The organism is Streptomyces sp. NPDC093089, from assembly GCF_044754405.1.
Taxonomy (GTDB): Bacteria; Actinomycetota; Actinomycetes; order Streptomycetales; family Streptomycetaceae; genus Streptomyces.
The window spans coordinates 1-25,126 of sequence record NZ_JBIVPA010000010.1; the positions used below are offsets into that span (position 1 = coordinate 1).

25 protein-coding genes are annotated in these 25,126 nt (G+C 73.2%); 5 read left to right on the forward strand and 20 right to left on the reverse strand.

Features of this window, described 5'->3' with window-relative positions; translation table 11 throughout:
• Positions 1-190 (reverse strand): acyl-CoA dehydrogenase family protein (locus tag ACIQFX_RS23350; RefSeq protein WP_402466562.1); only part of this gene is annotated, 190 nt, incomplete at its 3' end.
• Between the two features lie 128 nt (positions 191-318).
• Here ACIQFX_RS23350 and ACIQFX_RS23355 point away from each other — a divergent pair.
• A complete protein-coding gene (locus ACIQFX_RS23355) occupies positions 319-1,644 on the forward strand; it encodes a UDP-glucose dehydrogenase family protein (protein ID WP_402466564.1) in 1,326 nt (441 codons plus the stop codon).
• 141 nt (positions 1,645-1,785) lie between these two features.
• On the opposite strand, the gene ACIQFX_RS23360 is transcribed toward ACIQFX_RS23355, so the two are convergent.
• From ACIQFX_RS23360 to ACIQFX_RS23375, 4 genes are all read right to left on the reverse strand, one after another.
• Complete coding sequence (locus ACIQFX_RS23360; RefSeq protein ID WP_402466567.1) at positions 1,786-2,712, reverse strand: membrane dipeptidase; 927 nt, start codon at positions 2,710-2,712, stop codon at positions 1,786-1,788.
• A gap of 128 nt (positions 2,713-2,840) precedes the next feature.
• Positions 2,841-4,037 carry a dipeptidase gene (locus tag ACIQFX_RS23365; protein ID WP_402466570.1) on the reverse strand — a complete coding sequence of 399 codons (1,197 nt, stop codon included), beginning with the start codon at positions 4,035-4,037 and terminating at the stop codon, positions 2,841-2,843.
• Positions 4,034-4,561: a 5-(carboxyamino)imidazole ribonucleotide mutase gene (purE, locus tag ACIQFX_RS23370; protein ID WP_402467376.1), complete on the reverse strand. Its 528-nt coding sequence runs from the start codon at positions 4,559-4,561 to the stop codon at positions 4,034-4,036. The genes ACIQFX_RS23365 and purE overlap by 4 nt, the downstream gene beginning before the upstream one ends.
• A gap of 5 nt (positions 4,562-4,566) precedes the next feature.
• The gene (locus ACIQFX_RS23375) at positions 4,567-5,778 is read right to left on the reverse strand and encodes a 5-(carboxyamino)imidazole ribonucleotide synthase (RefSeq protein WP_402466573.1); all 1,212 of its coding nucleotides are present in this window, start codon (positions 5,776-5,778) and stop codon (positions 4,567-4,569) included.
• A 102-nt stretch (positions 5,779-5,880) separates the two neighbouring features.
• Here ACIQFX_RS23375 and ACIQFX_RS23380 point away from each other — a divergent pair, with 102 nt between their 5' ends.
• Positions 5,881-6,405 (forward strand): GtrA family protein, encoded by a 525-nt coding sequence (locus ACIQFX_RS23380; RefSeq protein ID WP_402466575.1) that lies wholly within the window; start codon positions 5,881-5,883, stop codon positions 6,403-6,405.
• A 139-nt stretch (positions 6,406-6,544) separates the two neighbouring features.
• On the opposite strand, the gene ACIQFX_RS23385 is transcribed toward ACIQFX_RS23380, so the two are convergent.
• Positions 6,545-7,816, reverse strand: coding sequence for an ATP-binding protein (locus ACIQFX_RS23385; RefSeq protein WP_402466578.1), 1,272 nt, complete (start codon positions 7,814-7,816; stop codon positions 6,545-6,547).
• Positions 7,817-7,830: 14 nt separating this feature from the next.
• Positions 7,831-8,508 carry a response regulator transcription factor gene (locus ACIQFX_RS23390; RefSeq protein WP_030690380.1) on the reverse strand — a complete coding sequence of 226 codons (678 nt, stop codon included), beginning with the start codon at positions 8,506-8,508 and terminating at the stop codon, positions 7,831-7,833.
• Positions 8,509-8,934: 426 nt separating this feature from the next.
• On the opposite strand from ACIQFX_RS23390, the gene ACIQFX_RS23395 reads away from it, so the two are divergent.
• Positions 8,935-10,458, forward strand: a complete 1,524-nt coding sequence (locus ACIQFX_RS23395; RefSeq protein ID WP_402466581.1) for a peptide MFS transporter — start codon at positions 8,935-8,937, stop codon at positions 10,456-10,458.
• Positions 10,459-10,522: 64 nt separating this feature from the next.
• On the opposite strand, the gene ACIQFX_RS23400 is transcribed toward ACIQFX_RS23395, so the two are convergent.
• From ACIQFX_RS23400 to ACIQFX_RS23425, 6 genes are all read right to left on the reverse strand, one after another.
• The gene (locus tag ACIQFX_RS23400; protein ID WP_402466583.1) at positions 10,523-11,935 is read right to left on the reverse strand and encodes a hypothetical protein; all 1,413 of its coding nucleotides are present in this window, start codon (positions 11,933-11,935) and stop codon (positions 10,523-10,525) included.
• A 14-nt stretch (positions 11,936-11,949) separates the two neighbouring features.
• Entirely contained in the window at positions 11,950-13,008 is a 1,059-nt protein-coding gene (locus tag ACIQFX_RS23405) for a hypothetical protein (protein WP_402466586.1), read from the reverse strand.
• A complete protein-coding gene (locus ACIQFX_RS23410) occupies positions 13,005-13,820 on the reverse strand; it encodes a hypothetical protein (RefSeq protein WP_402466588.1) in 816 nt (271 codons plus the stop codon). The genes ACIQFX_RS23405 and ACIQFX_RS23410 overlap by 4 nt, the downstream gene beginning before the upstream one ends.
• Complete coding sequence (locus tag ACIQFX_RS23415; RefSeq protein WP_402467380.1) at positions 13,820-14,500, reverse strand: peptidase; 681 nt, start codon at positions 14,498-14,500, stop codon at positions 13,820-13,822. The genes ACIQFX_RS23410 and ACIQFX_RS23415 overlap by 1 nt, the downstream gene beginning before the upstream one ends.
• Positions 14,501-14,682: 182 nt before the next feature.
• Positions 14,683-15,099, reverse strand: a complete 417-nt coding sequence (locus ACIQFX_RS23420) for an ATP-binding protein (protein WP_402466591.1) — start codon at positions 15,097-15,099, stop codon at positions 14,683-14,685.
• 97 nt (positions 15,100-15,196) lie between these two features.
• On the reverse strand, positions 15,197-15,568 hold the full coding sequence (locus ACIQFX_RS23425) for an STAS domain-containing protein (protein WP_402466593.1): 372 nt from the start codon (positions 15,566-15,568) through the stop codon (positions 15,197-15,199).
• 222 nt (positions 15,569-15,790) lie between these two features.
• Between ACIQFX_RS23425 and ACIQFX_RS23430 the strand changes: the two genes are divergently transcribed.
• Both ACIQFX_RS23430 and ACIQFX_RS23435 read left to right on the forward strand, forming a co-directional pair.
• The gene (locus ACIQFX_RS23430; RefSeq protein ID WP_402466596.1) at positions 15,791-16,696 is read left to right on the forward strand and encodes an RNA polymerase sigma factor SigF; all 906 of its coding nucleotides are present in this window, start codon (positions 15,791-15,793) and stop codon (positions 16,694-16,696) included.
• A 347-nt stretch (positions 16,697-17,043) separates the two neighbouring features.
• Complete coding sequence (locus ACIQFX_RS23435) at positions 17,044-17,616, forward strand: phosphotransferase (protein WP_402466599.1); 573 nt, start codon at positions 17,044-17,046, stop codon at positions 17,614-17,616.
• Between the two features lie 48 nt (positions 17,617-17,664).
• On the opposite strand, the gene ACIQFX_RS23440 is transcribed toward ACIQFX_RS23435, so the two are convergent.
• From ACIQFX_RS23440 to hutU, 7 genes are all read right to left on the reverse strand, one after another.
• Complete coding sequence (locus ACIQFX_RS23440; RefSeq protein WP_402467383.1) at positions 17,665-18,207, reverse strand: HD domain-containing protein; 543 nt, start codon at positions 18,205-18,207, stop codon at positions 17,665-17,667.
• 94 nt (positions 18,208-18,301) lie between these two features.
• Positions 18,302-18,442 (reverse strand): hypothetical protein, encoded by a 141-nt coding sequence (locus ACIQFX_RS23445; RefSeq protein WP_402466602.1) that lies wholly within the window; start codon positions 18,440-18,442, stop codon positions 18,302-18,304.
• Between the two features lie 134 nt (positions 18,443-18,576).
• Entirely contained in the window at positions 18,577-19,377 is an 801-nt protein-coding gene (locus ACIQFX_RS23450) for a hypothetical protein (RefSeq protein ID WP_402466605.1), read from the reverse strand.
• Between the two features lie 61 nt (positions 19,378-19,438).
• A complete protein-coding gene (gene hutI / locus ACIQFX_RS23455; protein ID WP_402466607.1) occupies positions 19,439-20,608 on the reverse strand; it encodes an imidazolonepropionase in 1,170 nt (389 codons plus the stop codon).
• A gap of 127 nt (positions 20,609-20,735) precedes the next feature.
• Positions 20,736-22,073, reverse strand: coding sequence for a formimidoylglutamate deiminase (locus ACIQFX_RS23460; RefSeq protein WP_402466610.1), 1,338 nt, complete (start codon positions 22,071-22,073; stop codon positions 20,736-20,738).
• Positions 22,064-23,260 carry an allantoate amidohydrolase gene (locus ACIQFX_RS23465; RefSeq protein WP_402467386.1) on the reverse strand — a complete coding sequence of 399 codons (1,197 nt, stop codon included), beginning with the start codon at positions 23,258-23,260 and terminating at the stop codon, positions 22,064-22,066. Before ACIQFX_RS23465 ends, ACIQFX_RS23460 begins: the two co-directional genes overlap by 10 nt.
• A 110-nt stretch (positions 23,261-23,370) precedes the next feature.
• Entirely contained in the window at positions 23,371-25,035 is a 1,665-nt protein-coding gene (hutU, locus tag ACIQFX_RS23470) for a urocanate hydratase (protein ID WP_402466613.1), read from the reverse strand.
• Positions 25,036-25,126: the final 91 nt, after the last annotated feature.

Below are 25,126 nucleotides of genomic sequence, written 5' to 3' on the forward strand. Positions count from 1 at the left end.
CGGGCACGTGCACCGCGTGCAGGTCGTTCGCCACCAGCGCGTCCAGCGCCTCCTGCGGGAACCGGCCCTCCTCGTCCACCGCCGCCGCGAACGGAGCGATCTTCGCCTCCGCGAGCGCGCGCACCGACTCCCGGAGCATGTCGTGCTCCTCGGAGGGCCGATACAGGTCGAAGTCCTTGGAACCCGTCACGTTCACTCACTCCCAGGCTTGCTAACTACCGTTAAGTAACTGAAATGGTAGGGCGTGCCCCGGGGCCCGGACCAGGGCACGACTATGCTCGGGCAGGCATTTCCGGCCGACGCTCACTGGAGACCCGCATGGCCCTGAAGATCACGGTGATCGGCACCGGCTACCTCGGCGCGACCCACGCCGCGGCCATGGCGGAGCTGGGCTTCGAGGTGCTCGGGCTCGACGTCGTCCCCGAGAAGATCGAGATGCTGGCCGCCGGCCGCGTCCCCATGTACGAGCCCGGCCTCGAAGAGCTCCTCGCGAAGCACGTGGCCGGCATCGAGGGATCGAGCGGCCGGCTGCGCTTCACCACCTCCTGGGAGGAGGTCGGCGCCTTCGGCGACGTGCACTTCGTCTGCGTGAACACCCCGCAGAAGCACGGCGAGTACGCCTGTGACATGAGTTACGTGGACGCCGCCTTCGCCTCCCTCGCCGGGGTCGTACGCGAAGGGGCCCTGGTCGTCGGCAAGTCCACCGTGCCCGTCGGCTCGGCCGAGCGGCTCGCGGGGCTGCTGCCCGAGGGCGTCGACCTCGCCTGGAACCCCGAGTTCCTGCGGGAGGGCTTCGCCGTGCAGGACACCCTGCGCCCGGACCGCATCGTCGTCGGCGTCCGCGGCGGGACGGCGGAGAAGGTCCTGCGCGAGGTGTACGCCGTCCCGGTCGGCGAGGGCTCGCCGTTCGTGGTCACCGACTTCCCGACGGCCGAGCTGGTGAAGACGTCCGCGAACTCCTTCCTCGCGACGAAGATCTCCTTCATCAACGCGATGGCCGAGCTGTGCGAGGCCGCGGGCGCCGACGTCGCCAAGCTGGCCGAGGCCATCGGCCACGACGACCGGATCGGCGCCAAGTTCCTGCGCGCCGGCATCGGCTTCGGCGGCGGCTGCCTGCCCAAGGACATCCGGGCCTTCATGGCCCGGGCCGGCGAGCTGGGCGCCGACCAGGCGCTGACCTTCCTGCGCGAGATCGACTCGATCAACATGCGCCGGCGCGGCCAGATGGTGGAGATGGCCCGCGAGGCCCTCGGCGGGTCCACCTTCCTGGGCCGCCGGGTCGCCGTGCTCGGCGCCACCTTCAAGCCGGACTCGGACGACGTCCGCGACTCCCCCGCGCTCAACGTGGCCGGCCAGATACACCTCCAGGGCGGCCAGGTCACCGTCTACGACCCGAAGGGCATGGAGAACGCGCGCCGCGTCTTCCCGACCCTCGGGTACGCCGACTCGGCCCTGGAGGCCGTGCGCGGGGCGGACGTGGTGCTGCACCTGACGGAGTGGCGCGAGTTCCGCGAGCTCGACCCCGCCGAGCTGGCGAAGGTGGCCGCCGCCCGGATCGTCCTCGACGGCCGCAACGCCCTCGACGGCGAGCGCTGGCGGGCCGCCGGCTGGACGTACCGGGCGATGGGCCGCCCGCGCGCCTGAGCCGGGCCCCGGGCCGACGAGGGCCTTTGGGACGACGAGGGCCTCGGGACGACGAGGAGGGGCGCACCGCCGTGGCGGTGCGCCCCTCTCGCGTCCGTACGGTCGAGCCGCGGCCGTACGGTCGGTGTCTCGTCCGGGCGGTCAGGCCGCGGCCGGGCGGATCCGGTTCGTGCGGGCCAGGAACTCCGTCTCGCGCAGCGCCCGGGTGACGTTGGCGTGGGCGAGCCCGACGAGTTCCTGGGCGGTCCAGTCCCGGCGGAGCAGCTCCGCGAAGAGCGGGACGTAGCCGGCGGCCGGGTCGGTGGTGTGGGAGACGCCCGCGCAGTGCGCGCCCGCCTCCGCCCGCACCCGGTCGAGGACGTCGGCGACGGCGGCCGGGTCGTCGGTCACCGTGACCATGCAGACGGCGCCGTTCGCGCCGAGCAGGCGCAGCACGTCGTCCGGCAGCCCCTCCGGGGCCGCCCGGGTCAGCAGGGCCGGGGCGCGGGTCACCGCGAGGGTGCGGCGGAGCGTGTCCTGGTCGGCGCCGGACAGGTCCAGGGCCAGGCCGATGCGGTTCATCTCACGTACCGCGTCACGGGCGAAGCGGTCGAAGCGGGTGAGGTTCACGGCCCGTACGCCGAGCGCGTGGTACGCCCGGAGGGTGGCCGCCGAGCCACCGAGCGCGGTCCAGCCGACCGGCCCGAGGAGCGCGGCGACCCGGCCGCAGTTGCGGGCGTGGGCCATCTCGGAGCTCGTGTACGCCAGCCTCAGGTCCTCCGGGCAGGCGGCGACGAGCGCCCTGACGGCGTCGATCCGGCGCAGGGTCCCGATGACGCCCTCGTCGGCCTCCACGTCCAGCGACCAGAACTGCGCTCCGGTCTCCGCGGCGCGGGCCGGCGGCAGGTCCTCGGGGTCGAGGCTGCCGGGGAGTTCGGTGCGGCCCTCGGTGACGGGCTGGGCGGCGAGGATGGCCCGGGCGCGCGCCGTCTCGTCGAGCGGCGGGGGTGGCTCCGGGGGGTCGAGCTCGCCGGCGGCGGCGGCAGGGACGGTGGAGAGGTGGGGATGGTCGTCTAGCAGTTCCGCCATGGTCTTACTCCGAACTCGGCGATGCAGTACCGCCCCGCCGAGAGCGGCGGGGCAGTACCGTCCACCGTGCCACCGGCCCCGTCGGGGGGCCCGGCGGAGTACGCCGTCCGGGTGATCGGCAGGAGGCCCTAGGGGGCGTCGAGGGCCTCGATGGTGGCGTTCGACGGGGCCGTACGGCTCCTCAGGTCGCGGGAGACCGATTCCGCGTCGCGCAGCACGCGGACCGCGTTGGACCAGGTCAGCTGGGCGAGGTCGGGGCGGGACCAGCCGCGGTGGAGGAGCTCCGCGATCAGGTTCGGGTAGCCGGCGACGTCGTCGAGGCCGACGGGGGTGAAGGCGGTGCCGTCGTAGTCCCCGCCGATGCCGATGTGGTCGATGCCGGCCGCCTCGCGCATGTGGTCGAGGTGGTCGGCGACCGTGGCGGTGGTCACGACGGGCCGGGGGTTCGCCTCCTCGAAGGCGCGGTGGAGCCGCATGGCCTCGGGGGTGGTGTCGAGGTGGTCGAGGCCGTGCGCCCGGAGGTTGTCGTCCGCGCGGGCGGTCCACTCGACGGCCGCGGGGTGGATGAACTTGGGCACGAAGGTGGCCATCGCCACACCGCCGTTGGCGGGCAGCCGCTCCAGGACGTCGTCCGGGACGTTCCTCGGGTGGTCGCAGACGGCGCGGGCCGAGGAGTGCGAGAAGATCACCGGCGCCGTCGAGGCGTCGAGCGCGTCCCGCATGGTGGTGGCGGCGACGTGCGAGAGGTCGACGAGCATGCCGGAACGGTTCATCTCGCGGACGACCTGCCGGCCGAAGGCGGTGAGGCCGCCGACGCCGGGCTCGTCGGTCGCCGAGTCCGCCCAGTCGTTGTTGTCGTTGTGCGTGAGCGTCATGTAGCGCACGCCGAGGGTGTGCAGGGCGCGGAGGGTGGCGAGGGAGTTGTTGATCGAGTGGCCGCCCTCGGCACCCTTGAGGGAGGCGATGCGGCCCTGCGCGCGGGCCGCCTCCATGTCGTCCGCCGTGAGGGCCGGGGCGAGGTCGGCGGCGTACCGCTCCAGGAGCTGGTCGACGACGTCGATCTGCTCCAGGGTCGCGCTGACCGCGTCGTCGCCGGCCAGCGCGCAGGGCACGTACACGGACCAGAACTGGGCGCCGACGCCGCCGGCCCGCAGCCGGGCGAGGTCGGTGTGGAGCGCGCCGGTCTGGTCGGCGCCGATGTCGAGCCGGTCGAGGTCGTAGCGGACGTGCTTGCGCAGGGCCCACGGGAGGTCGTTGTGGCCGTCGACGACGGGGGCGGAGGCCAGGAGTTCCCGGGCCTCCGCGAGGTGGTCCGCCGCGGTCACTTGGCGAAGCCGAACGACTCCGCGCCCTCGACCTTGGCCCGCAGGCGCTTGCCCTTCTCCGTGGCCTGGTCGTTGAGGTCCTGGAGGAACTCGTTCATCCGGGTCTGCAGCTCGGGGTCGTGCGCGGCGAGGATCCTGGCCGCGAGCAGGCCCGCGTTGCGCGCGCCGGCGACGGAGACCGTCGCGACGGGGATGCCGGCCGGCATCTGCACGATGGACAGCAGCGAGTCCATGCCGTCGAGGTACTTCAGCGGCACCGGTACGCCGATGACGGGGAGCGGGGTGACGGAGGCGAGCATGCCGGGCAGGTGGGCGGAGCCGCCCGCGCCCGCGATGATCGCCTTGATGCCGCGGCCGGCCGCCTCCTCGCCGTACGCGATCATCTCGCGGGGCATCCGGTGCGCGGAGAGGACGTTGACCTCGTACGCGATCTCGAACTCGTCCAGGGCCTGTGCGGCGGCCTCCATGACGGACCAGTCGGAGTCGGATCCCATGGCGATGCCGACGACGGGGGCGGTGCTCATGCTGCTCACTCGGTGATCGTTCCTCGCAGGTAGCCGGCGGCGTGACGCGCGCGCTCCAGCACGTCGTCCAGGTCGTCGCCGTAGGTGTTGACGTGCCCCACCTTGCGGCCGGGCTTCACGTCCTTGCCATACATGTGGATCTTGAGCTGCGGGTCCCTGGCCATGCAGTGCAGGTACGCGGAGTACATGTCCGGGTAGTCGCCGCCCAGGACATTGCACATCACGGTCCACGGCGCGCGCGGGCGCGGATCGCCGAGGGGCAGGTCGAGGACCGCCCGGACGTGGTTGGCGAACTGCGAGGTGACCGCGCCGTCCTGCGTCCAGTGGCCGGAGTTGTGCGGGCGCATCGCCAGCTCGTTGACGAGGATGCGGCCGTCCGTGGTCTGGAACAGCTCGACGGCGAGGTGGCCGACGACGCCGAGTTCCTTGGCGATCCGGAGCGCCAGCTCCTGCGCCTGGCCGGCGAGCGCGTCGTCGAGGTCGGGCGCGGGCGCGATCACGGTGTCGCAGACGCCGTCGACCTGGCGGGACTCGACGACCGGGTAGGCGACGGCCTGGCCGTGCGGGGAGCGGACGATGTTCGCCGCGAGCTCGCGGACGAAGTCGACCTTCTCCTCGGCGAGGACCGGGACCCCCGCGAGGAAGGGGTCGCGGGCGTCGGCCGCGGTGCGGACGAACCAGACGCCCTTGCCGTCGTAGCCGCCGCGCACGGTCTTGAGGATGATCGGGAAGCCGCCGACCTCGGCCGCGAAGGCGGCCGCGTCCTCGGGGTCCGCGACGATGCGGTGCCGGGGGCTGGGGGCGCCGATCTCGTCGAGCTTGGCGCGCATCACACCCTTGTCCTGGGCGTGCACCAGGGCGTCGGGGCCCGGGCGGACGGGGATGCCGTCGGCTTCGAGGGCGCGCAGGTGCTCGGTGGGGACGTGCTCGTGATCGAAGGTGATCACGTCGCAGCCGCGCGCGAAGTCACGCAGCGTGTCCAGGTCGCGGTAGTCGCCGATGACGACCTCGCTCACCACCTGGGCCGCGGAGTCCTGCGGGGTGTCGCTGAGGAGCTTGAACTTGATGCCGAGGGGGATGCCCGCCTCGTGGGTCATACGGGCGAGCTGGCCGCCGCCGACCATGCCTACTACGGGGAACGTCACCCTCTTAGGGTATCCGCACAATCCGGATGACCCGTTCGGCTGTGTGTTGACACAGGCGGGACGGGGAAGCATCAGAGTTTCGACGGCGGGCAGACGATCACCGGACGGGCTAGTTAGCATGGATGGGTTGACGTCATCCGGACGTCATATGAACGGATGAAACGAGCAACCACCATGAGTGAACGCAGCGCACTTCGGGTGCAGCTCGACCGGCTCACCCGTGAGTTCGCGAAGTTCGGCGCGGTGGGTGGCCTCGGGGTCCTGGTCGACCTCGGCGTCTTCAACCTCGTGAGGTCCGTCACGGACCTCCCCGTCGTCCGGGCGAGCGTGATCGCGACCGTCGTCGCGATCGGTTTCAACTACCTGGGCTTCCGGTACTTCACCTACCGGGACCGCGACAAGAGCCGCCGCACCCGCGAGATGACCCTGTTCCTCGTGTTCAGCGCGGTCGGCCTCGTCATCCAGAACGGCCTGCTCTACGCGGCGACGTACGGATTCGGCTGGGACACCCCGCTGCAGAGCAACTTCTTCAAGTTCTTCGGCATCGGCGTCGGCACCGTCTTCCGCTTCTGGTCGTACCGCACCTGGGTCTTCCGTGCGCTGCCCGACCCGGAGGAGAAGGAGGCCGTGCAGGCGGCCGAAGCGCTCCTGGAGCGCGCCCCGCGCCAGGCGACCGGTCGCCAGCCCGACCGGGTCTGATCCCCGCACTCCCCGAAAGGGCCGGTCCGTCCGCGGACCGGCCCTTTCGCGTGCGCCTTCGGTGCGGACCGGCCCTTTCGCGTGCGCCTTCGGTGGCGCGGACCGGTCCCTTCGGGTGCGGAGCGGCCATCGGCCCCGGTCAGCGGACCGGGCGGTCCCGCGGCTCGTCCGAGAGGCTCCTGACCTCGCGGCCCAGGAAGAGCGCGAAGACCGGCGGATGCTGCTGGAGCAGCTCCAGGCGCCCGCCGTCCGCCTCCGCGAGGTCGCGGGCCACCGCCAGGCCGATGCCGGTGGAGCTGCGGCCGCTGACCGCCCGCTCGAAGATCCGCGCGCCGAGGTCGGCCGGGACGCCGGGGCCCTCGTCGGTGACCTCGATCACGGACTGGTTCCCGGTGACCCGGGTGCGCAGGGCGACCGTGCCGCCGCCGTGCATGAGCGAGTTCTCGATCAGGGCGGCGAGGACCTGGGCGACCGCGCCGGGGGTGCCGACGGCCCGCATCCCCTGCTTGCCCGAGTGCACGATGGCCCGCCCCGCGCTGCGGTAGGCCGGCCGCCACTCCTCGAGCTGCTGCTTGACGACCTCGTCGAGGTCGAAGGCGACGGCGGAGCCGGTGCGGGGGTCCCGCGCGTTGGTGAGCAGCCGCTCGACGACGTCGGTGAGCCGCTCGACCTGGGTGAGCGCGATCGTCGCCTCCTCCTTGACCGTGTCCAGGTCGTCGGCGAGCGCGACCTCCTCCAGGCGCATGGAGAGGGCGGTGAGGGGCGTACGGAGCTGGTGGGAGGCGTCGGCGGCGAGCCGGCGCTCGGCGGTGAGCATGCGGGCGATCCGCTCGGCCGAGGCGTCCAGGACGTCCGCGACGCGGTCCAGCTCGGGGACCCCGTACCGCTTGTGCCGGGGCCGCGGGTCGCCGGAGCCGAGGCGTTCGGCGGTCTCCGCGAGGTCGGTGAGCGGGGACGCGACCTTGTCGGCCTGCCGTACGGCGAGGAGGACGGCGGCGACGACGGCGAGCAGCGCCACGGCGCCGATGATCAGGAGCGTGCGGCCGACCTCGGCGGTGACCGCCGAGCGGGACTCCTCGACGACCACGGTCTCCCCGCGCTCGCCCTCGGCCGTGCCCCGGATGACGTCGCCCTCGGGGCGGGTGCCGATCTCGATCGACGGCCGTCCGGGGATGTGGATCTGCGCGTACCGCTTCGCGCCGCTCTGCTCGGCCAGGATGTCCGGGTTCACCGGCTCGCCGCCGATCAGCCGGCTGTCGACGATCGAGACGATCCGCAGCGCCTCCGAGTCGACGCTCTCCTGGGCGCTGTTCGAGATCGTCCTGGTCTCCACGAGCACCAGGGACACACCGAACACGGCGATGACGACGAGCACCACGGCGAGCGTGGAGTTGATCAGACGGCGGCGCATGGCTTAACGGTGGCTCAGCTCTTTTCGAAGCGGAAGCCGACTCCGCGGACGGTGGCGATGTAGCGGGGGTTCGCGGCGTCGTCGCCGAGCTTCTTGCGGAGCCAGGAGATGTGCATGTCGAGGGTCTTGGTGGACGACCACCAGGTGGTGTCCCAGACCTCGCGCATCAGCTGGTCGCGGGTGACGACCCGGCCGGCGTCGCGGACGAGGACGCGCAGGAGGTCGAACTCCTTGGCGGTGAGCTGGAGCTCCTCGTCGCCCATCCAGGCGCGGTGCGACTCGACGTCGATGCGCACGCCGTGGGTGGCGGGGGCGACGGCGGGCTCGGTGGAGCCGCGCCGGAGGAGGGCCCGGACCCGGGCGAGGAGCTCGGCGAGGCGGAAGGGCTTGGTGACGTAGTCGTCGGCGCCCGCGTCGAGTCCGACCACGGTGTCGACCTCGTCCGCCCGCGCGGTGAGGACCAGGATCGGGACCGTGTGGCCCTCGGCGCGCAGCCGCCGGGCGACTTCGAGGCCGTCCATGCCGGGCAGGCCGAGGTCGAGCACGACCAGGTCCACGCCGCCCTGGAGTCCGGCGTCGAGGGCGGTGGGGCCGTCCTCGCGGACCTCGACCTCGTACCCCTCCCTCCGCAGGGCGCGGGCCAGCGGTTCCGAGATGGATGCGTCGTCCTCGGCGAGCAGTACACGGGTCATGGGGTGATGGTAGTCCGCACGGGGTCCGGGCCGGGGCGGGATCCGCACGGCCCGGACGTCACCTGGGGATCCTGTGGGTATCTTTCACATGACCTTCGAATGGCCTTGCGTGGTTGCACACGCGCCTGTGATCCATCTCTCAAGTCCTTCCATATCCGGCACTGTCGTGTCGTATGGTGGCGAGACGTCAGTAGCGGTATTCGGGGACCTTTGGCCAGCTTCGCGGGCCAAGGTCCTCTTTCTGCGTGAGGTGGGCCCTGCCACCCTCGATGACGGCGAAAGACCTGTGGGCCGGGTCCCGGGGCGCGTACACGCGCCTCCCGGGGCGTGGATCCCGGTGGAGTCCGACGACCCCGCCGGTGCCGGCCTCCCCCACCGGGCGCATCACGCTCACAAGGCGTGCGTCCCGACAGAGCAAGGATCGACATGGCGTCCAGCCTGACGAAGGACTCGGCGGCCGAACCCCTCGGCCACGAGAAGACCTTCCTCGGCCACCCCCGTGGCCTGGCCACCCTCTTCATGACCGAGATGTGGGAGCGCTTCTCCTACTACGGCATGCGGGCCCTTCTCGTCCTGTACCTGGTCTCCGGCGGCGTGGACGCCGCTACGGGCAGCCAGGGCGGCGGCCTCGCGATGACCGCCGCGACGGCGACGGCGATCTACTCCGTCTACGTCTCGATGGTCTACCTGATGGCCATGCCCGGCGGCTGGTTCGGCGACCGCGTCTGGGGCGCCCGCAAGACCGTCGCCATCGCGGCCTCCGTGATCATGCTGGGCCACGTCTCGCTGGCCATCCCCGGCCAGGCGATGTTCTTCGTCGGTCTCGCGCTCGTCGCGGTCGGCTCCGGTCTGCTGAAGGCCAACATCTCGACGATGGTCGGCCACCTCTACAAGGGCGCGGACGACCCGCGCCGTGACGGTGGCTTCACGCTCTTCTACATCGGCATCAACCTCGGCGCGTTCTTCGCCCCGCTGGTCATCGGCACCGTCGGCGAGAAGGTCAACTGGCACCTGGGCTTCGCCCTCGCCGCCGTCGGCATGGGCCTCGGCCTGGCCGTCTTCCTGGCCTTCGGCAAGACGCTGAACCCGAAGAGCAGCGAGGTCCCGAACCCGCTGTCCGCCGCCGAGCGCAAGACCGTCATCACCAAGGTCGCCGTCGTCGCCCTCGTCATCGCCGTCTTCTACGGCGCCGTCGTCGCCCTGGGCATGTACACCCTGAACTGGGCGATGGTCCCGATCACCCTCGCGGGTCTGATCATCCCGGTCGCCGTCCTGGCCCGCATCAAGCGCGACAAGGACCTGACGTCGGGCGAGAAGTCCCGCGTGACCGGCTACATCTGGTTCTTCGTCGCCGCCGCGATCTTCTGGATGATCTACGACCAGGGCGGCTCGACGCTCTCCCTGTTCGCGGACGACAAGACCGCCGACACCATCTTCGGGCTCGGCTTCCCCGCCACCTGGTACCAGTCGCTGAACCCGCTGTTCGTCATGGCGCTGGCCCCGGTCTTCGCCTGGCTGTGGCTGTGGCTGGCCCGCAAGAACCAGGAGCCGAACACCATCGTGAAGTTCGCGATGGGCCTCGTCCTGGTCGGCGCCTCCTTCTTCGTCTTCATCGTCCCGATGAACATGGCGGGCGACGGCACCAAGGTCTCCCCGATGTGGCTCGTCTCGATCTACATGATCCAGACCATCGGTGAGCTGTGCCTCTCCCCGGTCGGCCTCTCCGTCACCACGAAGATGGCGCCGCAGAAGTACGCCTCCCAGATGATGGGCGTGTGGTTCCTCGCCGTCACCGCCGGCGACTGCACCACGGGTCTGCTCTCCATCGCGGGCGTCGACCTCAACGGCACGGGGATCATCGCACTCCAGGCGACGCTCGCCGTCGCGGCCGGATTCGCGATCTACATGTACCGCAAGAAGGTCCAGGGGCTCATGGGCAGCGTCCACTGACCCCGCCCCCGTACGGCCGAAGGCCGCCGCACCCCCTCCGGTGCGGCGGCCTTCGCCGTTCCCCCTACCTCCTGAGCCGCGCCCACGGGGTGAAGGTGAACACCGCGCCGCCGAGCAGGATGACCGTGCCGGCGACCAGCGCGAGGGCGCGCAGGGCGCCGTCGTGCTCGGCGCCCGTCTCGGCGAGGTTCTCACCGGAGGAGCCGCCGGAGCCGGAGGGCGAACCGCCGCCGTCCGTCCCGGCGTCCGTGCTGCCGGAGACGCCGCCGTCCTGCTTGCTGGTGTCCAGTTCGAGGGAGGCCTTCACGGCGCCCTTGACCTGGCAGGGGATCTCCATCTTCACGGTGCCGAGGGTGACCTTGATGGTGAGCGTGCCGGGACTGAGCGTCGACTTCCCGGTCGCGCCGGGCCGGTACGTGCCCTTCATGTCCTCCAGGCTCACCGGGGCCTTCTCCGCGAGGGCGGTGGGGTTGGGTGCGCCGGTGACCTGCACGGTGCCGCTGTCGGCTCCGCCGACCCGGATCGCCATGGAGGGCGTGAGGGCCCCCTTGGGCAGGGCCGCCGGGCTGTTCATGACGCCCTTGGCCGTCTTCACGGTGAGGTCGTAGACCTCGCCGTTCTTCCTGGCGTTGATCGTCACCTTGGAGTCGATGGCCGCCGGGCCGGGCGCCTTGCAGGCGAAGGCGACCGACACCTCCTTGCCGGGGAAGTCGGTCTTCCCGCCGCCCCCGCCGGAGCCTCCGGAGGTGGTGGTGCCTCCGGAGGTGGTCGTACCGCCCGACGTCGTGGTCGTACCGCCGGAGGTGGTGGTGCCCCCGGACGTGGTCGTACCGCCGGACGTCGTGGTCGTACCGCCGGACGTCGTCGTGCCGCCGGACGTGGTGGTCGTACCGCCCGAGGTGGTGCCCCCGGAGGTCGTCGTGCCGCCGGACGTCGTCGTGGAGCCGCCGCCGTCCGTGACCTTGATCGTCGCGCCGACGGGGACGGCCTCCTTCGGCGAGCACTTGGTGTCCGTCGAGAGGGGCTTGGACACGTTGATCGTGTACTTGCCGGGCGTGAGGGTGATGTCACCCGCCTTCGTCAGCTTCAGCTTGCCCTTCATGTCGGGCAGCACCATCGGGCTGTTCTTGGGGATCGGCGGGTTCTGCCGGGGCCCCTCCATGGCGACGGTGCCGGTCGCCGCGCCGCCGACGGTGAGGACGCCGGTCGGCTTGACCGTGTCCTGGCCGAGGTCGAGCACGTCGGGGTTCTTCGAGGCGGCCTGGACCGTCTTCCAGACGATCTCGACCTCGTCGCCGACCTTGGCCTCCGCCGGTGCGGTGACGAGCACCTTCGTGGTGCCCTGCACGGGCGGGAGCCCGGAGATGGACGGCGGGATGCACTCCGTCGCGTACGAGATCTCGGCGGCCTGGGCGGGGCCGGCGGCATACAGGATCCCCGCGCCGCCGAGCATCAGCGCGACCCCGGCCGCGCTCATCCTCCGTTGCGTACTCACACCTGTCCCTTCGTCGTCGGGCTGCTGCTCTCTGGCGCTGACGGTGCGGAGTCAGGGCTGAACCACGGCAGGACCGTGGTCGGTTCGCCGTCCCCCGGACCGCCCGGTGCGGGGGCGGCGGGGACGGAAGCACGGGTCCGGGCGCGCGCCCGGACCGGGGCGCGGCGGGGACGGGCGGGGCGGGCCGGGCCGGTCGGCGGGCGGACCCGGTCCACCACGGCCATCCCGATCCGGAACAGCGCCGCCGGCACGACGACGGCGAGCAGCGCCCAGAAGAGCGTCACGCCCCAGGGCCGGCCGACCCCCCAGGGCTGCTCGACCAGGACCTTGCCCGCGTACCGCACGGAGACCTGGTAGTCGCCGTGGGCGCCGGCCGCCAGTTCGGCCGGGAGGCGGACGAGGGCCTTCCCGCCGGGCGGGATCGTGCCGCGCCACTGGCGTTCCTCGTACTGCGGGGCGAAGACGCCGTGGCTGGTGCCGACCTCGAAGACGGGGTCGCGGACGGGGGCGGAGCCGAGGTTGCCGACGGTGAAGACGACGTCCCGGCGCGGGGGCGCCCCGAACCGGACGAGGAGGCCGCTGGAGCCGTCGAGCCGTACGGCCGCCAGGACCGCGAGCCGGCCGTCGCCCGCGTCCGCGGGGAGCGGGGCGGTGGGATGTCCGGCGACGGTGAACTCCCGGTCGACGGCGTCCTGCTGCCCGGTCACCCCGGCGACGTGCACCACGCAGGGGCAGGGCTTGGGCGGTTCGGAGACCGGGAGCTTCGCGCTGAACGCGCCCCCGGCGTCGACGGTGGCGGCCCGGCCCTCGGCGTTGGCACAGGAGTTGGTGCCGCCGATGACGCCCCGGCCGGGGGCCGCCTGACCGCAGATCAGGAGCATGAGCAGGGCGCCCGGTTTCCAGCCGCTGCCGCTGACGGTGATCTCGCCGCCCTTGCCGCCCTCCGGCCGCGAGAGCTCGACGGCCGGCCCGGGGGCGGCCGCCGCGGGGGCCGCGGGCAGCAGCGCCAGGGCGAGGACCGCCAGCAGAGCCGCGGCCGTCCTGATCGTCCTCATGGTGTCGCTCCCTCCGGGGCGCGCTCGGTACGGGACCCGCGGCGCCGTACCGCCCACGCGCCGCCGCCGCCCGCCGCGAGCAGCAGTCCGGCCGCGGCGGCGAGCGCGGGGCCCGAGGCGAAGGCCGCCTCGGCGCGGGCCGTGGCGGGGGCCGCGCCCGGGGCGGTGGCGGTCAGCCGGACGGTGACGGAGTCGAGGGCGGGCGGGTCGGGCCAGGGTTCGGTGCGGACGGCCCGCTCGCCGGGCCTGAGGGTGAGCGGCAGGGCTCGGTCGGGGCGGTCGAGGACCGTGCCGAGGAGTCCTTCGGCCCGGATCGCGAGCGTCGGGGCGAGGACCGTGGTGCCGCGGTTGACCAGGGTGTAGCGCAGGGTGCCGGCGTCGACGCGGACGTCCTCGACGGTGAGCGCGGCGAGCCGGGGGCCGCTCACCCGCAGCCGCAGGTCCACGCGCACCTCCCGCCCGGCGGCCGTGGCGCGCACGGTCCCGCGGTGGTCACCGGGCGGGGTGTCGGCGGTGACGGTCACGGCGAAGGGCACGTCGGCCCTGGTCCTGGCCGGGACGGTCACGGTCCGCGCCGCGAAGGCGACCGGCGCGCCCTGCCCGCCGAGGCGGACGGTGAGCGGTGCCGCGCCCGGGTTGGTCACCGACAGGGTGTCCTGGAGGACGCTGCCGGCCGGGCCTTCGAGATAGGCGTACGGCCGGCCGGCGGCGGGCGCCGCCGTCCAGTCCTGGGTCCCGGGGGGTGCCGCCGCCACCGCGCCGACGAGGGCGGTCGCGGCGGCGACGAGCCCGGAGCGCGCCGCCGCCCGCATCAGCGTGCCGTGCGCCGCGTGAGCCAGAGGACTCCGGCGGCGCCGGTCAGCAGGACGGTGCCGCCGAGGGTGCCGAGGGCCACGGCGGAGTCGAGCGGGCCGGTCTTCGGCAGTTCCCCGCCGGAGCCCTCGTCGGCGGGCGGCGGGGTGTCGCCGCCGCCCGAGACGCCGCTGACCTGGAGTTCGAGCGACGGCTTGGGGTTGTTCTTCGGGGTGCAGGTGGCCGCGTCCATGCCGAGCGCGTGGACGATCAGCGTGCCGGCCGTGAAGGTGACCTTGCCGTTCTTCTTCGGGGTGAAGGTGCCGGTGAGGGTGCCGATGGCGATCGGGGTGTCGGGCGGGATGGCGGCCGTGTTCGGGGTGCCCTTGACCTTGACCGTGCCGGACGCGGCTCCGCCGAGGACGAGTTCGGCGCGGGGGGTCATGACGCCCTTGGGGAGTTCGATCGGGCTGTCGGAGACGCCCTTCTCGAACGACATGGTGATCGTGTAGCCGTTGCCGCTCTTGACGGCCTTGATGTCGACGGGCGAGACGGCGCCCTTCGGTCCGATCTTCGTCTCACACGCGTAGTTGACGTCGACGACGGCCGCCTGGGCGGCGGGGGCGTAGGCCAGTACGGCCGCGCCCGTCATCGCGGCCGCCGCGGTGAGCGCGGCGGTCGTTCTCCTCCGGTTCGGCACCTTGGACACCCCGAGCACCCCTCACCGCAACGTAACTGACGGTCTTTCAGATTGGGCGTCAAGGTACGCCTGAGGCCTCACGGAGGGAAGAAGCACGAAGGAAGAGAGAACGTGAAAGTCCTGGGGAGCCCTGCGCCCCCGTCCCGACTCGGGAAGGAGGAGCCCCACGCCCCCGTCTCGGCTCAGGGAGCGGCGAGTTCGGCCCAGACCGTCTTGCCGGGGGAGCCCGGGGTCCGGTCGATGCCCCAGTTCAGGCAGAGCCGCTGCACGATGAACATGCCGTGCCCGCCGGGCCGGCCGGAGCGGTGCGGGGTGCGCGGCGCGGGCTGCCCGGCGCCCCGGTCGGTGACTTCGAGGCGCAGGACGGCGGACCGGCGCAGGACGCGGAGCCGCTCGGGGCCCTCGGCGTGCAGGCAGGCGTTGGTGACCAGTTCGGAGACGACGAGCAGGACGTCCTCGGCGGCGGCCCTGCGGTCGGCGGTGGCGGCGGGCAGCCAGCCCCACTCCTGGAGCGCCGTCCGCGTGAAGTCGCGGGCGAGCGGCACGGTGCCGCTGGTCTCGCCGAGGGCGAGCGTACGGACGTCGGAATCGTGGTCCATCAACGCTTCACCTCACCGATCGACGAGACAGAGGGGACGAGACGCAAGGGCGGGACGTGCAAGTGCGGGGCGGTGCCGGGGCGCCGTGCCGGCGGCCTCAGTCGGGGAGCGCCGTGGCGAGCGTCTCGTGGAGGGTGAAGACGGCTTCCGCGCCCGTGATGTGGAACACCCGGGCCACCGGGGGCCGCATCGCCACCAGATGGACGCCGCCGCCGGCCGCGTCGGCCCTCAGGCGGGCGCCGAGCAGCACGTTGAGGCCGGTCGAGTCGCAGAACTCCAGGCCCGAGCAGTCGACGACGAGCCGTGAACGGCCCGCGTCCAGCGCGTCGCCCAGCGGGGTGCGCAGCAGTTCGGCGGTGTGGTGATCGAGCTCACCCACCGGAGTGAGGAGTTCGCTCACGCCGTCCACCGTCCTGACCTCGACCCGCAGCCGGGCGGGCTGCGCGCTGCCGATGTGCTGGCGGTCCATGGCCGTGCCTCTTCTCGCTCTCGCGGATGCCGACTGACGTGCGTCGAACCCTACAAGCGGGGTGGCGTTCCTTGCACACATGCTCCCCCACATAAGGGGACGAAGCGGATTATTGACACTTGCAACGATCACCTTCGAGCAGGTAGGGCTAGAAGAGAACACCCGACACGACCGGCTTTGGAGGCGCCGCAAACCGCAGCAGAGGAACGACCAAGGAGACCCATGTCACCCCGGCTCGACGCCCCGCGTACCCCCGACGCGCCGTCGGCAGCGCATCCCCCCACCGCTCTCACCGGGCACCCCGAACTGCCGCTCGACACAACCCTCGTCCCCCAGGACGTCCCCCTCGACCGGATCGGACCGGTCGACTCCCGCGCCCTGTCGAAACAGCTCTTCGCCCGGCTCGCGGAACTGGAGGAGGGCACCCACGACCACGCGTACGTCCGCAACACGCTCGTCGAACTCAACCTGGCCCTGGTCAGGTTCGCCGCCGCGCGGTACGGCTCCCGCAGCGAGCCGATGGAGGACATCGTCCAGGTCGGCACCATCGGCCTCATCAAGGCGATCGACCGCTTCGAGCTCGCCCGCGGCGTCGAGTTCCCCACCTTCGCGATGCCCACGATCATCGGCGAGATCAAGCGCTTCTTCCGTGACACCTCGTGGTCCGTCCACGTGCCGCGCCGACTCCAGGAACTCCGGCTCGACCTCGCCAGGGTCGGCGACGAGCTCTCCCAGAGCCTCGACCGCGCCCCGACCGTCGCCGAACTCGCCGACGCGCTCGGCATCTCCCCCGAGGAGGTCGTCGAGGGCATGGCGGCGAGCAACGCGTACACCGCGACCTCGCTCGACGCGCAGCCCGACGAGGAGGAGGGCGGCGGCGAGGCCGCGCTCGCCGACCGGCTGGGCTACGAGGACCACGGCCTGACCGGGATCGAGTACATCGCCTCCCTCAAGCCGATGATCGCCTCGCTGCCCGAACGCGACCGCCAGATCCTCTCCCTCCGCTTCGTCTCCGGCCTCACCCAGTCGGAGATCGGCGCCGAACTCGGCATCTCCCAGATGCACGTGTCCCGGCTGCTCTCCCGCACCCTCGCCCGGCTGCGCCGCGGCCTCACCCTGGAGGAATGACCTCCGCGCCGGCTCCCCGAGCCGACGAAACGGCCCCGGAGAAGGGTCCGTTCGCGGACCGCCGGACTCCGGTCGGCCCCGGACGGGCCCTTCCGCACGTCCGGGATACTCGCACTTCCGTACAAGAGACCTGTGGGGTGGGCCGGTTGGAGATCGTCGGGCAGGGCCGGACGGCGGACGTGTACGCACTTCCCGGAGGCACGGACGGGACCGGTCCAGGGACTTGGCCCGGATCCGGGGCCGGGGCGGGGACCGGGGCCGGGGCGGGCACTGGGACTGGGACTGGGACTGGGTCCGGGACCGGAGCCGGGGCCGGAGCCGGGTCCGGGGCCGGAGCCGGGGAGTGGGTGCTGCGGCGGTACCGCGACGGCGGCGACGCGACCCGCGAGGCCCGGATCATGGCCGAGCTCGCGGGCCTCGGCTATCCGGTGCCGGCCGTCCACCGCGCCGAGGGACCCGACCTGGTGATGGAACGCCTCGCCGGCCCGTCGCTCCTCGACGCGCTCCTCGACGACACGTACGCGCCGGAGCGGGCGGGCCTCCTCGTCGCCGAGCTCCTCACCCGGCTCCACGCCCTCCCCGGCACCCCCCACGTCCACCTCGACCTGCACCCCGGCAACGTCGTCCTCACCGCCCGCGGCCCCGTCGTCATCGACTGGCAGACCGCGGAGCAGGGCCCGCCCCCCGGCCTCGACTGCGCCGTGTCGGCCCTCATCCTCGCCGAGGTCGCCGTCTCCCCCGCCCCCTACGCCCCCGGCGCCCGCGCCGTCCTCACCACCCTCCTGCCCGCCCTCCGCTCCCCCTTCCTCCCCCACCTCGCCACCGCCCGCGCCCGCCGCGCGACGGACCCGGCCCTGACGGCCGAGGAGGTGGCGGCCCTGGGCGCGGCCGAGGCTCTGGTGCGGCAACTGGCGCCCTGAGACGCCGGGTCCGGGGCCCGGCCCTGCGCCCGCTCACGGAACGCCCGGCTACGGGACGGCGGAGAAGGAAGCCTGGTGGGCGAGGCGTTCGTCGGCGCCGTCGCCGAGGCGGGTGAGGAACTCGTCGAAGGCGAGGAACTCCTCCCAGCGCGGGCGGCCGGTGGCCTCGGCGAGGCGGGAGACGACCAGGTCTTCGAGGTCCGGGACGCGCTTGTTCTTCCAGATCTTGTCGGCGGTGCTCACGAAGAGGTCCTCGACCGTCGCCGCCGGGCCGGTCCAGGTGGCGTGGGTGCCGGCGAAGCGGGCCAGCCGCGGGCCGAAGCCGCGGGCCAGCAGCAGGCGCTTCCCGGCCTCCTCGTGGGACGAGCCCGGCCCGGAGAGTTCGGCGGGGTGGACGGTCTTGCCGATGTCGTGGGTCGCCGCCCCGAACAGGACGGCCTCGTGGTCGAGGGCGAGACCGGGGTAGCCGTCCCGCGCCCAGGCGACCAGCTGCCGTGCGACGTCGTGGACCGCGCGCAGGTGCGCGGCGAGCCGCGGCGGGGCGCCGAGCGTGTGCAGCAGGTCCGCCACCGGTGGCGGGAGCGGCGCCATGGGCGGGTCGGCGGGGTCGTACAGCGCTCGGGACAAGCCGGTTCGTGGCGTCACCGGGTCGGGGTACGGACGGGGTGGCCCGTCGTGGGACCGCTCAGTCGCCGAGGGCCAGGCGGATGCCGAAGGCGGCGACGACCGAGCCGGTGAGGCGGTCGAGGAGGCGGCGGGAGCGGGGGCGGCGGAGCCAGGTGGAGAGGAGGCGGGCGCCGGCGATGAGGGCGGTGGTGACGGTCATGGCCCGAGGGTAGGGGGTCCCCGATCCGACCGGCCCGCCGCGACCCGGGTCCCGATCCGACCTGCTCACCGCGACCCGGGTCCCGATCCGACCTGCTCACCGCGGCCCGGGTCCCGGTCGGGCCGGTCCCGTCGTCAGGCGCGGCGCTTCACGTCCGTGCAGCGGACGTCGGGGGAGGCGCCGTAGGGGTCGAGGGTGGTGCGGGTTCCGTCGAAGGTGGCGGCGAGGCAGAGTTGGCCGCCCATGGAGCGGAGGTCGAGGGTGAAGGAGACCGCGGCACCGGCCTGGCGGGGGCCGTCGATGCGGTGGTCGACGTCGTAGCCGATGCCGTGGAGGGCCTTCGTGACGGCGGCGGGGGTGGCGGCGGTGCGGCCGTCGAGGGCCTGGGTGACGCGCTTGCCGTGGAGGGGCGCGGCACACTTCTCGACACCGCTCAACGGCTGCTCCTGGCGGGCGCGTTCGAAGTTCCAGGGCTGCTCGGTGGCCGGCACGGTGTCCGGTTCGACGACGTCGCCGGGGCGGGTGGAGGGCGGCGGGGGCGCGTCCGGCGGCGTGGGCCCGTCGGCCGGTGACGGCGGGGGTCCGTCGGCCGGCGCCGGCGGCGGTCCGTCGTTGGCGGGCGGCGGCACGGTGGGGAGACCCTCCGTGCACGGTTCGGCGACGCGGACGACCAGCTGCATGAACCGCAGCTCGGCCGCCTGCTCCTCGGGGGTGAGGTTCGGGTCGTCGGCGGGGTCGGTGGCCGGCGCCGTGGGCGTCGGGGACGAGGCCGGCGTGGTGGTCGGTGTGGGGGCAGCGGCCTGCGTGGACCCGGCCCGGGCGGAGGTTCCGCCCCCCGCACCCTCCGTGCCGCAGGCCGTGAGGGCGAGGGCACTCAGGGCCGCCAGCACGAGACCGCGACCGACACGACTGCTGCGCAAGGAAGTTGAGGTCATGGGGGAAGTGTGGGCGGGGCGGGCCCGCCCACACCTGAGTACGGCTACTCAAACCCGGTGCTCAGACGGCCCGCACGCCCTTGCGCCAGACCTCGGTCACCAGGGGCACGCCCGGGCGGTAGGCCAGGTGGACGTGGGACGGGGCGTCGAGGACGGCGAGGTCCGCGCGGGCGCCGGGGGAGAGACGGCCGACGTCGGTGCGGCGCAGGGCCGCCGCGCCGCCGGCGGTGGCGGACCAGAGGGCCTCGTCGGGGGTCATGCCCATGTCCCGTACGGCGAGGGCGATGCAGAAGGGGACGGAGGAGGTGAAGGAGGAGCCGGGGTTGCAGTCGGTGGAGAGGGCGACGGTGACGCCCGCGTCGAGGAGGCGGCGGGCGTTCGGCCACTCGGCGCGGGTGGAGAACTCCGCCCCGGGGAGGAGGGTGGCGACCGTGTTGCCGGAGGCGAGCGCGTCGACGTCCTCGTCCGTCAGGTGGGTGCAGTGGTCCGCGCTCGCCGCGTCGAGCTCCACCGCGAGCTGGACGCCGGGGCCGTACGTGAGCTGGTTGGCGTGCACCCGGGGGTGGAGGCCCTTCGCCTTGCCGGCGGTGAGGATCGCGCGGGCCTGGTCGCCGTCGAACGCGCCCTTCTCGCAGAAGACGTCCACCCAGCGGGCGTACGGGGCGCAGGCGTCCAGCATCGGGCCCGTGACGAGGTCCACGTACGCCGCCGGGTCGTCCGCGTAGTCCGGGGAGACGATGTGCGCGCCGAGGTAGGTGACCTCGTCGGTGTGCTCGGCCGCGATGCGCAGGGCGCGGGCCTCGTCCTCGACGGTCAGGCCGTAGCCGGACTTGGTCTCGAAGGTGGTGGTGCCCTGGGCGAGGGCCTCGCGGAGGTAGCGGGCCACGTTCGCGGAGAGTTCGGCGTCCGTGGCCGCGCGGGTCGCCGCGACCGTCGTGCGGATGCCGCCGGCCTTGTAGGGCTGGCCGGACATGCGGGCGTTGAACTCGGCGGTGCGGTCGCCCGCGAAGACGAGGTGGGAGTGGGAGTCGACGAAGCCGGGGACGACGGCGCGGCCTCCCGCGTCGACGGCGTGGTCGGCGGCGGGGGCGGCGGCGGCCGGGCCCGCCCAGGCTACGGTGTCGCCTTCGAGGACGAGGGCGGCGTCCTGGAGCAGGCCGAGGGGGCCTTCGCCGAGGGCCGGGTCGTTCGTGACGAGGCTGCCGATGTTCGTGATGAGCGTCGTCGTCATGGCTGGTCTCCGTGGGGGTGGACGGTTCGGGTGCGGGCCGGTGGCCGGGGTGTGCCCAGCCGTTCCGCCCTGGGGGCGCCCCCGGACGAAGTCTGGGGGAGGAACGACTGCCCACAACCCGGCGGCGTCAGCTCCTCAGGGCGGCGATCGAGTCGGCGAGGGCCTTGCCGACGTCGGGGACGGCGGTGTGGAAGCCGTCGCGGACGATGTGGCGGCCGCCGACGACGACGTGCCGGACGTCGGCGGCGGTGGCGGCGAAGACGGCGGTCTCGGCCGCGAGGCGCGGGACGGGGCCCGCGGTGCGGACGGTGTCCAGGGCGATGGTGGCGAAGTCCGCCAGGGCGCCCTCCTCGATGACGCCGGCGTCGTGCCAGCCGAGGGCGGCGTGACCGTCGGCCGTCGCGGCGCGGAGCAGGGCGGCGGCGGTCCAGTGGCCGCGGGTGCGGGTGCGGAGGCGCTCGTTCAGCTCCATGGCCCGCGCCTCCTCCAGGAGGTCGACGACGGCGTGGCTGTCGCTGCCGAGGGAGAGCGGGGAGCCGGCGCGCTGGAGGGCGACGGCCGGGCCGATGCCGTCCGCGAGGTCGCGTTCGGTCGTCGGGCACATGCAGGTGCCGGTGGCCGTCGAGCCGATCAGGGCGATGTCCGCGTCGGTCATGTGGGTGTTGTGGACGCCGGTCGTCCGCGCGCCCAGGACGCCGTGCTCGGCGAGCAGCTGGGTGGGGGTGAGGCCGTGTGCCGCGAGGCAGGCGTCGTTCTCGGCGGTCTGCTCCGAGAGGTGGACGTGGAGGGGTGCCCGGCGCTCCTGCGCCCATCGTGCGACGGTCCCGAGCTGGTCCGCCGGGACGGCGCGTACGGAGTGGATCGCCGCGCCGACGCGTACGCCGTCCCGCTCCTTGAGGGCCGAGACCCGCTCGGCCCACTTCTCCGCCGTGCCGTCGGTGAAGCGGAGCTGGTGCTGCTCGGGGGCGGCGCCGAAGCCGGAGGAGAGGTAGGCGGTGTCGAGGAGGGTGATGCGGATGCCCACCTCGGTGGCGGCGGCGATGAGCGCCTCGCCCATCGCGTTGGGGTCGGCGTACGGGGTGCCGCCGGGCGCGTGGTGCAGGTAGTGGAACTCGCCGACGGAGGTGATGCCGGCGAGCGCCATCTCCGCGTACACCGCGCGGGCGAGCGCGAAGTAGCTGTCGGGGGTGAGGCGCTGGGCGACGGTGTACATGATCTCGCGCCAGGTCCAGAAGGTCCCGGAGCCGACCTGGACCGTGCCGCGCAGGGCCCGGTGGAAGGCGTGCGAGTGGGCGTTGGCGAGGCCGGGGACGGTGAGGCCGTGGAGGGCGACGGCGCCGGGGGGCGGGGTCGCCGCGCCGGTCCGGACCGCGGCGACGCGGCCGTCGGCGACCTCCAGGGCCACGCCCGGCTCGACGTTCGTGCCGAGCCAGGCGTGTTCCAGCCAGTACGTCGTCAGCGACACGCCAGCTCCTCCAGTACGTCGGCGAGTGCGAGGACACCGGCCACGCAGTCGTCCTCGGCCGCGAATTCGGCCGGGGAGTGCGAGACGCCGGTGGGGTTGCGTACGAACAGCATGGCGGTCGGGATCGATTCGGACAGGATGCCCGCGTCGTGTCCCGCGCCGGTGCCGAGGACCGGGACCTTCCCCGTCGTGCCCAGGATCCGGGAGAGCTCGTCGCGCAGGGCGTGCGAGAAGTCCACGACCGGGGTGAAGGACTCCTGGACGACGGTGAGGTCGATGCCGTGGCGTTCGGCGTGGGCGCGGGCCTCCGCCTCGATGCCGGTGACGACCTTGTCCAGGGCGCCCTGGTCGGCGGCGCGGGCGTCGAGCCAGCCGCGGACCATCGACGGGATGGCGTTGACGCCGTTCGGTTCGACCGCGATCTTGCCGAAGGTGGCGACGGCGCCCGCGAGTTCGGCCTCGCGGCGGGCGGTGAGGACCGTCTCCGCGTAGGTGAGCATGGGGTCGCGGCGGTCGACGAGCCGGGTGGTTCCGGCGTGGTTGGCCTCGCCGGCGAAGTCGTACCGCCAGCGGCCGTGCGGCCAGATGGCGGAGGCGATGCCGACGGGGTTCCCGGAGAGGTCGAGGGCGCGGCCCTGCTCGACGTGCAGTTCGACGAAGGCGCCGATGCGGGCGAGCCGCTCCGGGTCCGCGCCGATCGCCGAGGGGTCGTGTCCGGCGGCCTCCATGGCCTGCGGGAGGGAGGTCCCGTCGGCGTCGCGGAGCTCGTACGCCTGCTCCTTCGTCAGCCGGCCGGCGGTGAGGCGGGAGCCGACGCAGGCGAGGCCGAAGCGGGCGCCCTCCTCGTCGCCGAAGTTGACGATGGCGAGGGGCCGCTTGAACGAGACGCCGCGGGAGCGGAGTTCGTCGAGGGCGGCGAAGGAGGAGACGACGCCGAGGGGGCCGTCGAAGGCGCCGCCGTCGGGGACGGAGTCCAGGTGGGAGCCGGTGACGACGGCGTCGCCGGCCGCGGGGTCGCCGAGCCAGGCCCACTGGTTGCCGTTGCGGTCGGTCTCGACGTCGAGGCGGCGGGCCTCGGCCTGCATCCGGAACCAGAGGCGGCAGTCGGCGTCGGCCGCGGTCCAGGCGTGGCGGCGGTAGCCGCCGGTGGCCGCGTTGCGGCCGATGGGGGCGAGGCTGCGCCACATGGCGTGGAACGACGGCGAGGACAGGGGCGCGGAGGCGGGCCGCCCGGCCGCCGACGCTTCCCCGGAGGAGGACGCGGCGGCGGTCGGGACGGTGTCGTCGTGGGACGGGGTCACGCGGAGTCACCCTCGCGCATCGGGACGCGGACGCCCTTCTCGTCGGCGACGCGCTCGGCGATGTCGTAGCCGGCGTCGACGTGGCGGATGACGCCCATGCCGGGGTCGTTGGTGAGGACGCGGCGGATCTTCTCGCCGGCGAGCTTGGTGCCGTCGGCGACCGAGACCTGGCCGGCGTGGATGGAGCGGCCCATGCCGACGCCGCCGCCGTGGTGGATGGAGACCCAGGAGGCGCCGGAGGCGACGTTGACCATGGCGTTGAGCAGCGGCCAGTCGGCGATGGCGTCGGAGCCGTCGAGCATGGCCTCGGTCTCCCGGTACGGGGAGGCGACGGAGCCGCAGTCGAGGTGGTCGCGGCCGATCGCGAGGGGGGCGGCGAGGGTGCCGTTGCCGACCATGTCGTTGAACATGTCGCCGGCCTTGTCGCGCTCGCCCTGGCCGAGCCAGCAGATGCGGGCGGGGAGGCCCTGGAAGTGGACGCGCTCGCCGGCCATCTTGATCCAGCGGTGGAGGGACTCGTTCTCCGGGAAGAGGTCGAGGATCGCCTTGTCCGTCTTGTGGATGTCGGAGGCCTCGCCGGAGAGGGCGGCCCAGCGGAACGGGCCCTTGCCCTCGCAGAACAGCGGCCGGATGTAGGCGGGGACGAAGCCGGGGAAGGCGAAGGCGCGGTCGTAGCCGGCGAGCTGGGCCTCGCCGCGGATCGAGTTGCCGTAGTCGAAGACCTCGGCGCCGGCGTCCATGAAGCCGACCATGGCCTCGACGTGCTTGGCCATCGACTCGCGGGAGCGCCGGGTGAAGCCGGCCGGGTCCTTCGCCGCCGCGTCGGCCATGTCGTCGAAGGCGACGCCGATCGGGAGGTAGGAGAGCGGGTCGTGGGCGGAGGTCTGGTCCGTCACGATGTCGATCGGGGCGCCCTCGGCGAGCATCTGCGGGAGCAGCTCGGCGGCGTTGCCGAGGAGGCCGATGGAGAGCGGGCGGCGGGCGTCGCGGGCCTCGGTGGCCAGCTGGAGGGCGTGGGCCGGGTTGTCGGCCTTGACGTCCAGGTAGCGGTGCTCGATGCGGCGCTCGATGGCGCGCGGGTCGACGTCGATGCAGATCGCGACGCCGTCGTTCATCGTCACGGCGAGGGGCTGGGCGCCGCCCATGCCGCCGAGGCCGGCGGTGAGGGTGATGGTGCCGGCCAGGGTGCCGTTGAACTTCTTCGCGGCGACGGCGGCGAAGGTCTCGTAGGTGCCCTGGAGGATGCCCTGGGTGCCGATGTAGATCCAGGAGCCGGCGGTCATCTGGCCGTACATGGTGAGGCCGAGGTGCTCCAGGCGGCGGAACTCCTCCCAGTTGGCCCAGTCGCCGACCAGGTTGGAGTTGGCGAGGAGGACGCGGGGGGCCCACTCGTGGGTCTGCATGACGCCGACGGGGCGGCCGGACTGGACGAGCATCGTCTCGTCCTGCTTCAGGGTGCGCAGGGTGCGGACCATGGCGTCGAAGGAGCGCCAGTCGCGGGCGGCCTTGCCGGTGCCGCCGTAGACGACGAGCTTGTCGGGGTGCTCGGCGACCTCGGGGTCGAGGTTGTTCTGGAGCATCCGGAGGGCGGCTTCCTGCTGCCATCCCAGGGCGCTCAGTTCCGTACCGCGGGCTGCTCGTACGGGGCGGGGTCCTGACATGGGGGTGCCTCCTCGGAATGTCGTTCAGATATTCACATCCTGACCTGCTGAATAGTTGTAGTCAACAGGGCCGCCCTCACCCGTACCGGTG

Coding starts and splice junctions, on each gene's coding strand:
- ACIQFX_RS23355 (WP_402466564.1), top strand. CDS start 319: ATGGCCCTGAAGATCACGGTGATCGGCACCGGCTACCTCGGCGCGACC.
- ACIQFX_RS23360 (WP_402466567.1), bottom strand. CDS start 2,712: ATGGCGGAACTGCTAGACGACCATCCCCACCTCTCCACCGTCCCTGCC.
- purE (WP_402467376.1), bottom strand. CDS start 4,561: ATGAGCACCGCCCCCGTCGTCGGCATCGCCATGGGATCCGACTCCGAC.
- ACIQFX_RS23375 (WP_402466573.1), bottom strand. CDS start 5,778: ATGCTTCCCCGTCCCGCCTGTGTCAACACACAGCCGAACGGGTCATCC.
- ACIQFX_RS23380 (WP_402466575.1), top strand. CDS start 5,881: ATGAGTGAACGCAGCGCACTTCGGGTGCAGCTCGACCGGCTCACCCGT.
- ACIQFX_RS23385 (WP_402466578.1), bottom strand. CDS start 7,816: ATGCGCCGCCGTCTGATCAACTCCACGCTCGCCGTGGTGCTCGTCGTC.
- ACIQFX_RS23390 (WP_030690380.1), bottom strand. CDS start 8,508: ATGACCCGTGTACTGCTCGCCGAGGACGACGCATCCATCTCGGAACCG.
- ACIQFX_RS23395 (WP_402466581.1), top strand. CDS start 8,935: ATGGCGTCCAGCCTGACGAAGGACTCGGCGGCCGAACCCCTCGGCCAC.
- ACIQFX_RS23400 (WP_402466583.1), bottom strand. CDS start 11,935: ATGAGCGCGGCCGGGGTCGCGCTGATGCTCGGCGGCGCGGGGATCCTG.
- ACIQFX_RS23405 (WP_402466586.1), bottom strand. CDS start 13,008: ATGAGGACGATCAGGACGGCCGCGGCTCTGCTGGCGGTCCTCGCCCTG.
- ACIQFX_RS23410 (WP_402466588.1), bottom strand. CDS start 13,820: ATGCGGGCGGCGGCGCGCTCCGGGCTCGTCGCCGCCGCGACCGCCCTC.
- ACIQFX_RS23420 (WP_402466591.1), bottom strand. CDS start 15,099: ATGGACCACGATTCCGACGTCCGTACGCTCGCCCTCGGCGAGACCAGC.
- ACIQFX_RS23425 (WP_402466593.1), bottom strand. CDS start 15,568: ATGGACCGCCAGCACATCGGCAGCGCGCAGCCCGCCCGGCTGCGGGTC.
- ACIQFX_RS23430 (WP_402466596.1), top strand. CDS start 15,791: ATGTCACCCCGGCTCGACGCCCCGCGTACCCCCGACGCGCCGTCGGCA.
- ACIQFX_RS23440 (WP_402467383.1), bottom strand. CDS start 18,207: ATGGCGCCGCTCCCGCCACCGGTGGCGGACCTGCTGCACACGCTCGGC.
- ACIQFX_RS23445 (WP_402466602.1), bottom strand. CDS start 18,442: ATGACCGTCACCACCGCCCTCATCGCCGGCGCCCGCCTCCTCTCCACC.
- ACIQFX_RS23450 (WP_402466605.1), bottom strand. CDS start 19,377: ATGACCTCAACTTCCTTGCGCAGCAGTCGTGTCGGTCGCGGTCTCGTG.
- hutI (WP_402466607.1), bottom strand. CDS start 20,608: ATGACGACGACGCTCATCACGAACATCGGCAGCCTCGTCACGAACGAC.
- ACIQFX_RS23465 (WP_402467386.1), bottom strand. CDS start 23,260: ATGTGGCGCAGCCTCGCCCCCATCGGCCGCAACGCGGCCACCGGCGGC.
- hutU (WP_402466613.1), bottom strand. CDS start 25,035: ATGTCAGGACCCCGCCCCGTACGAGCAGCCCGCGGTACGGAACTGAGC.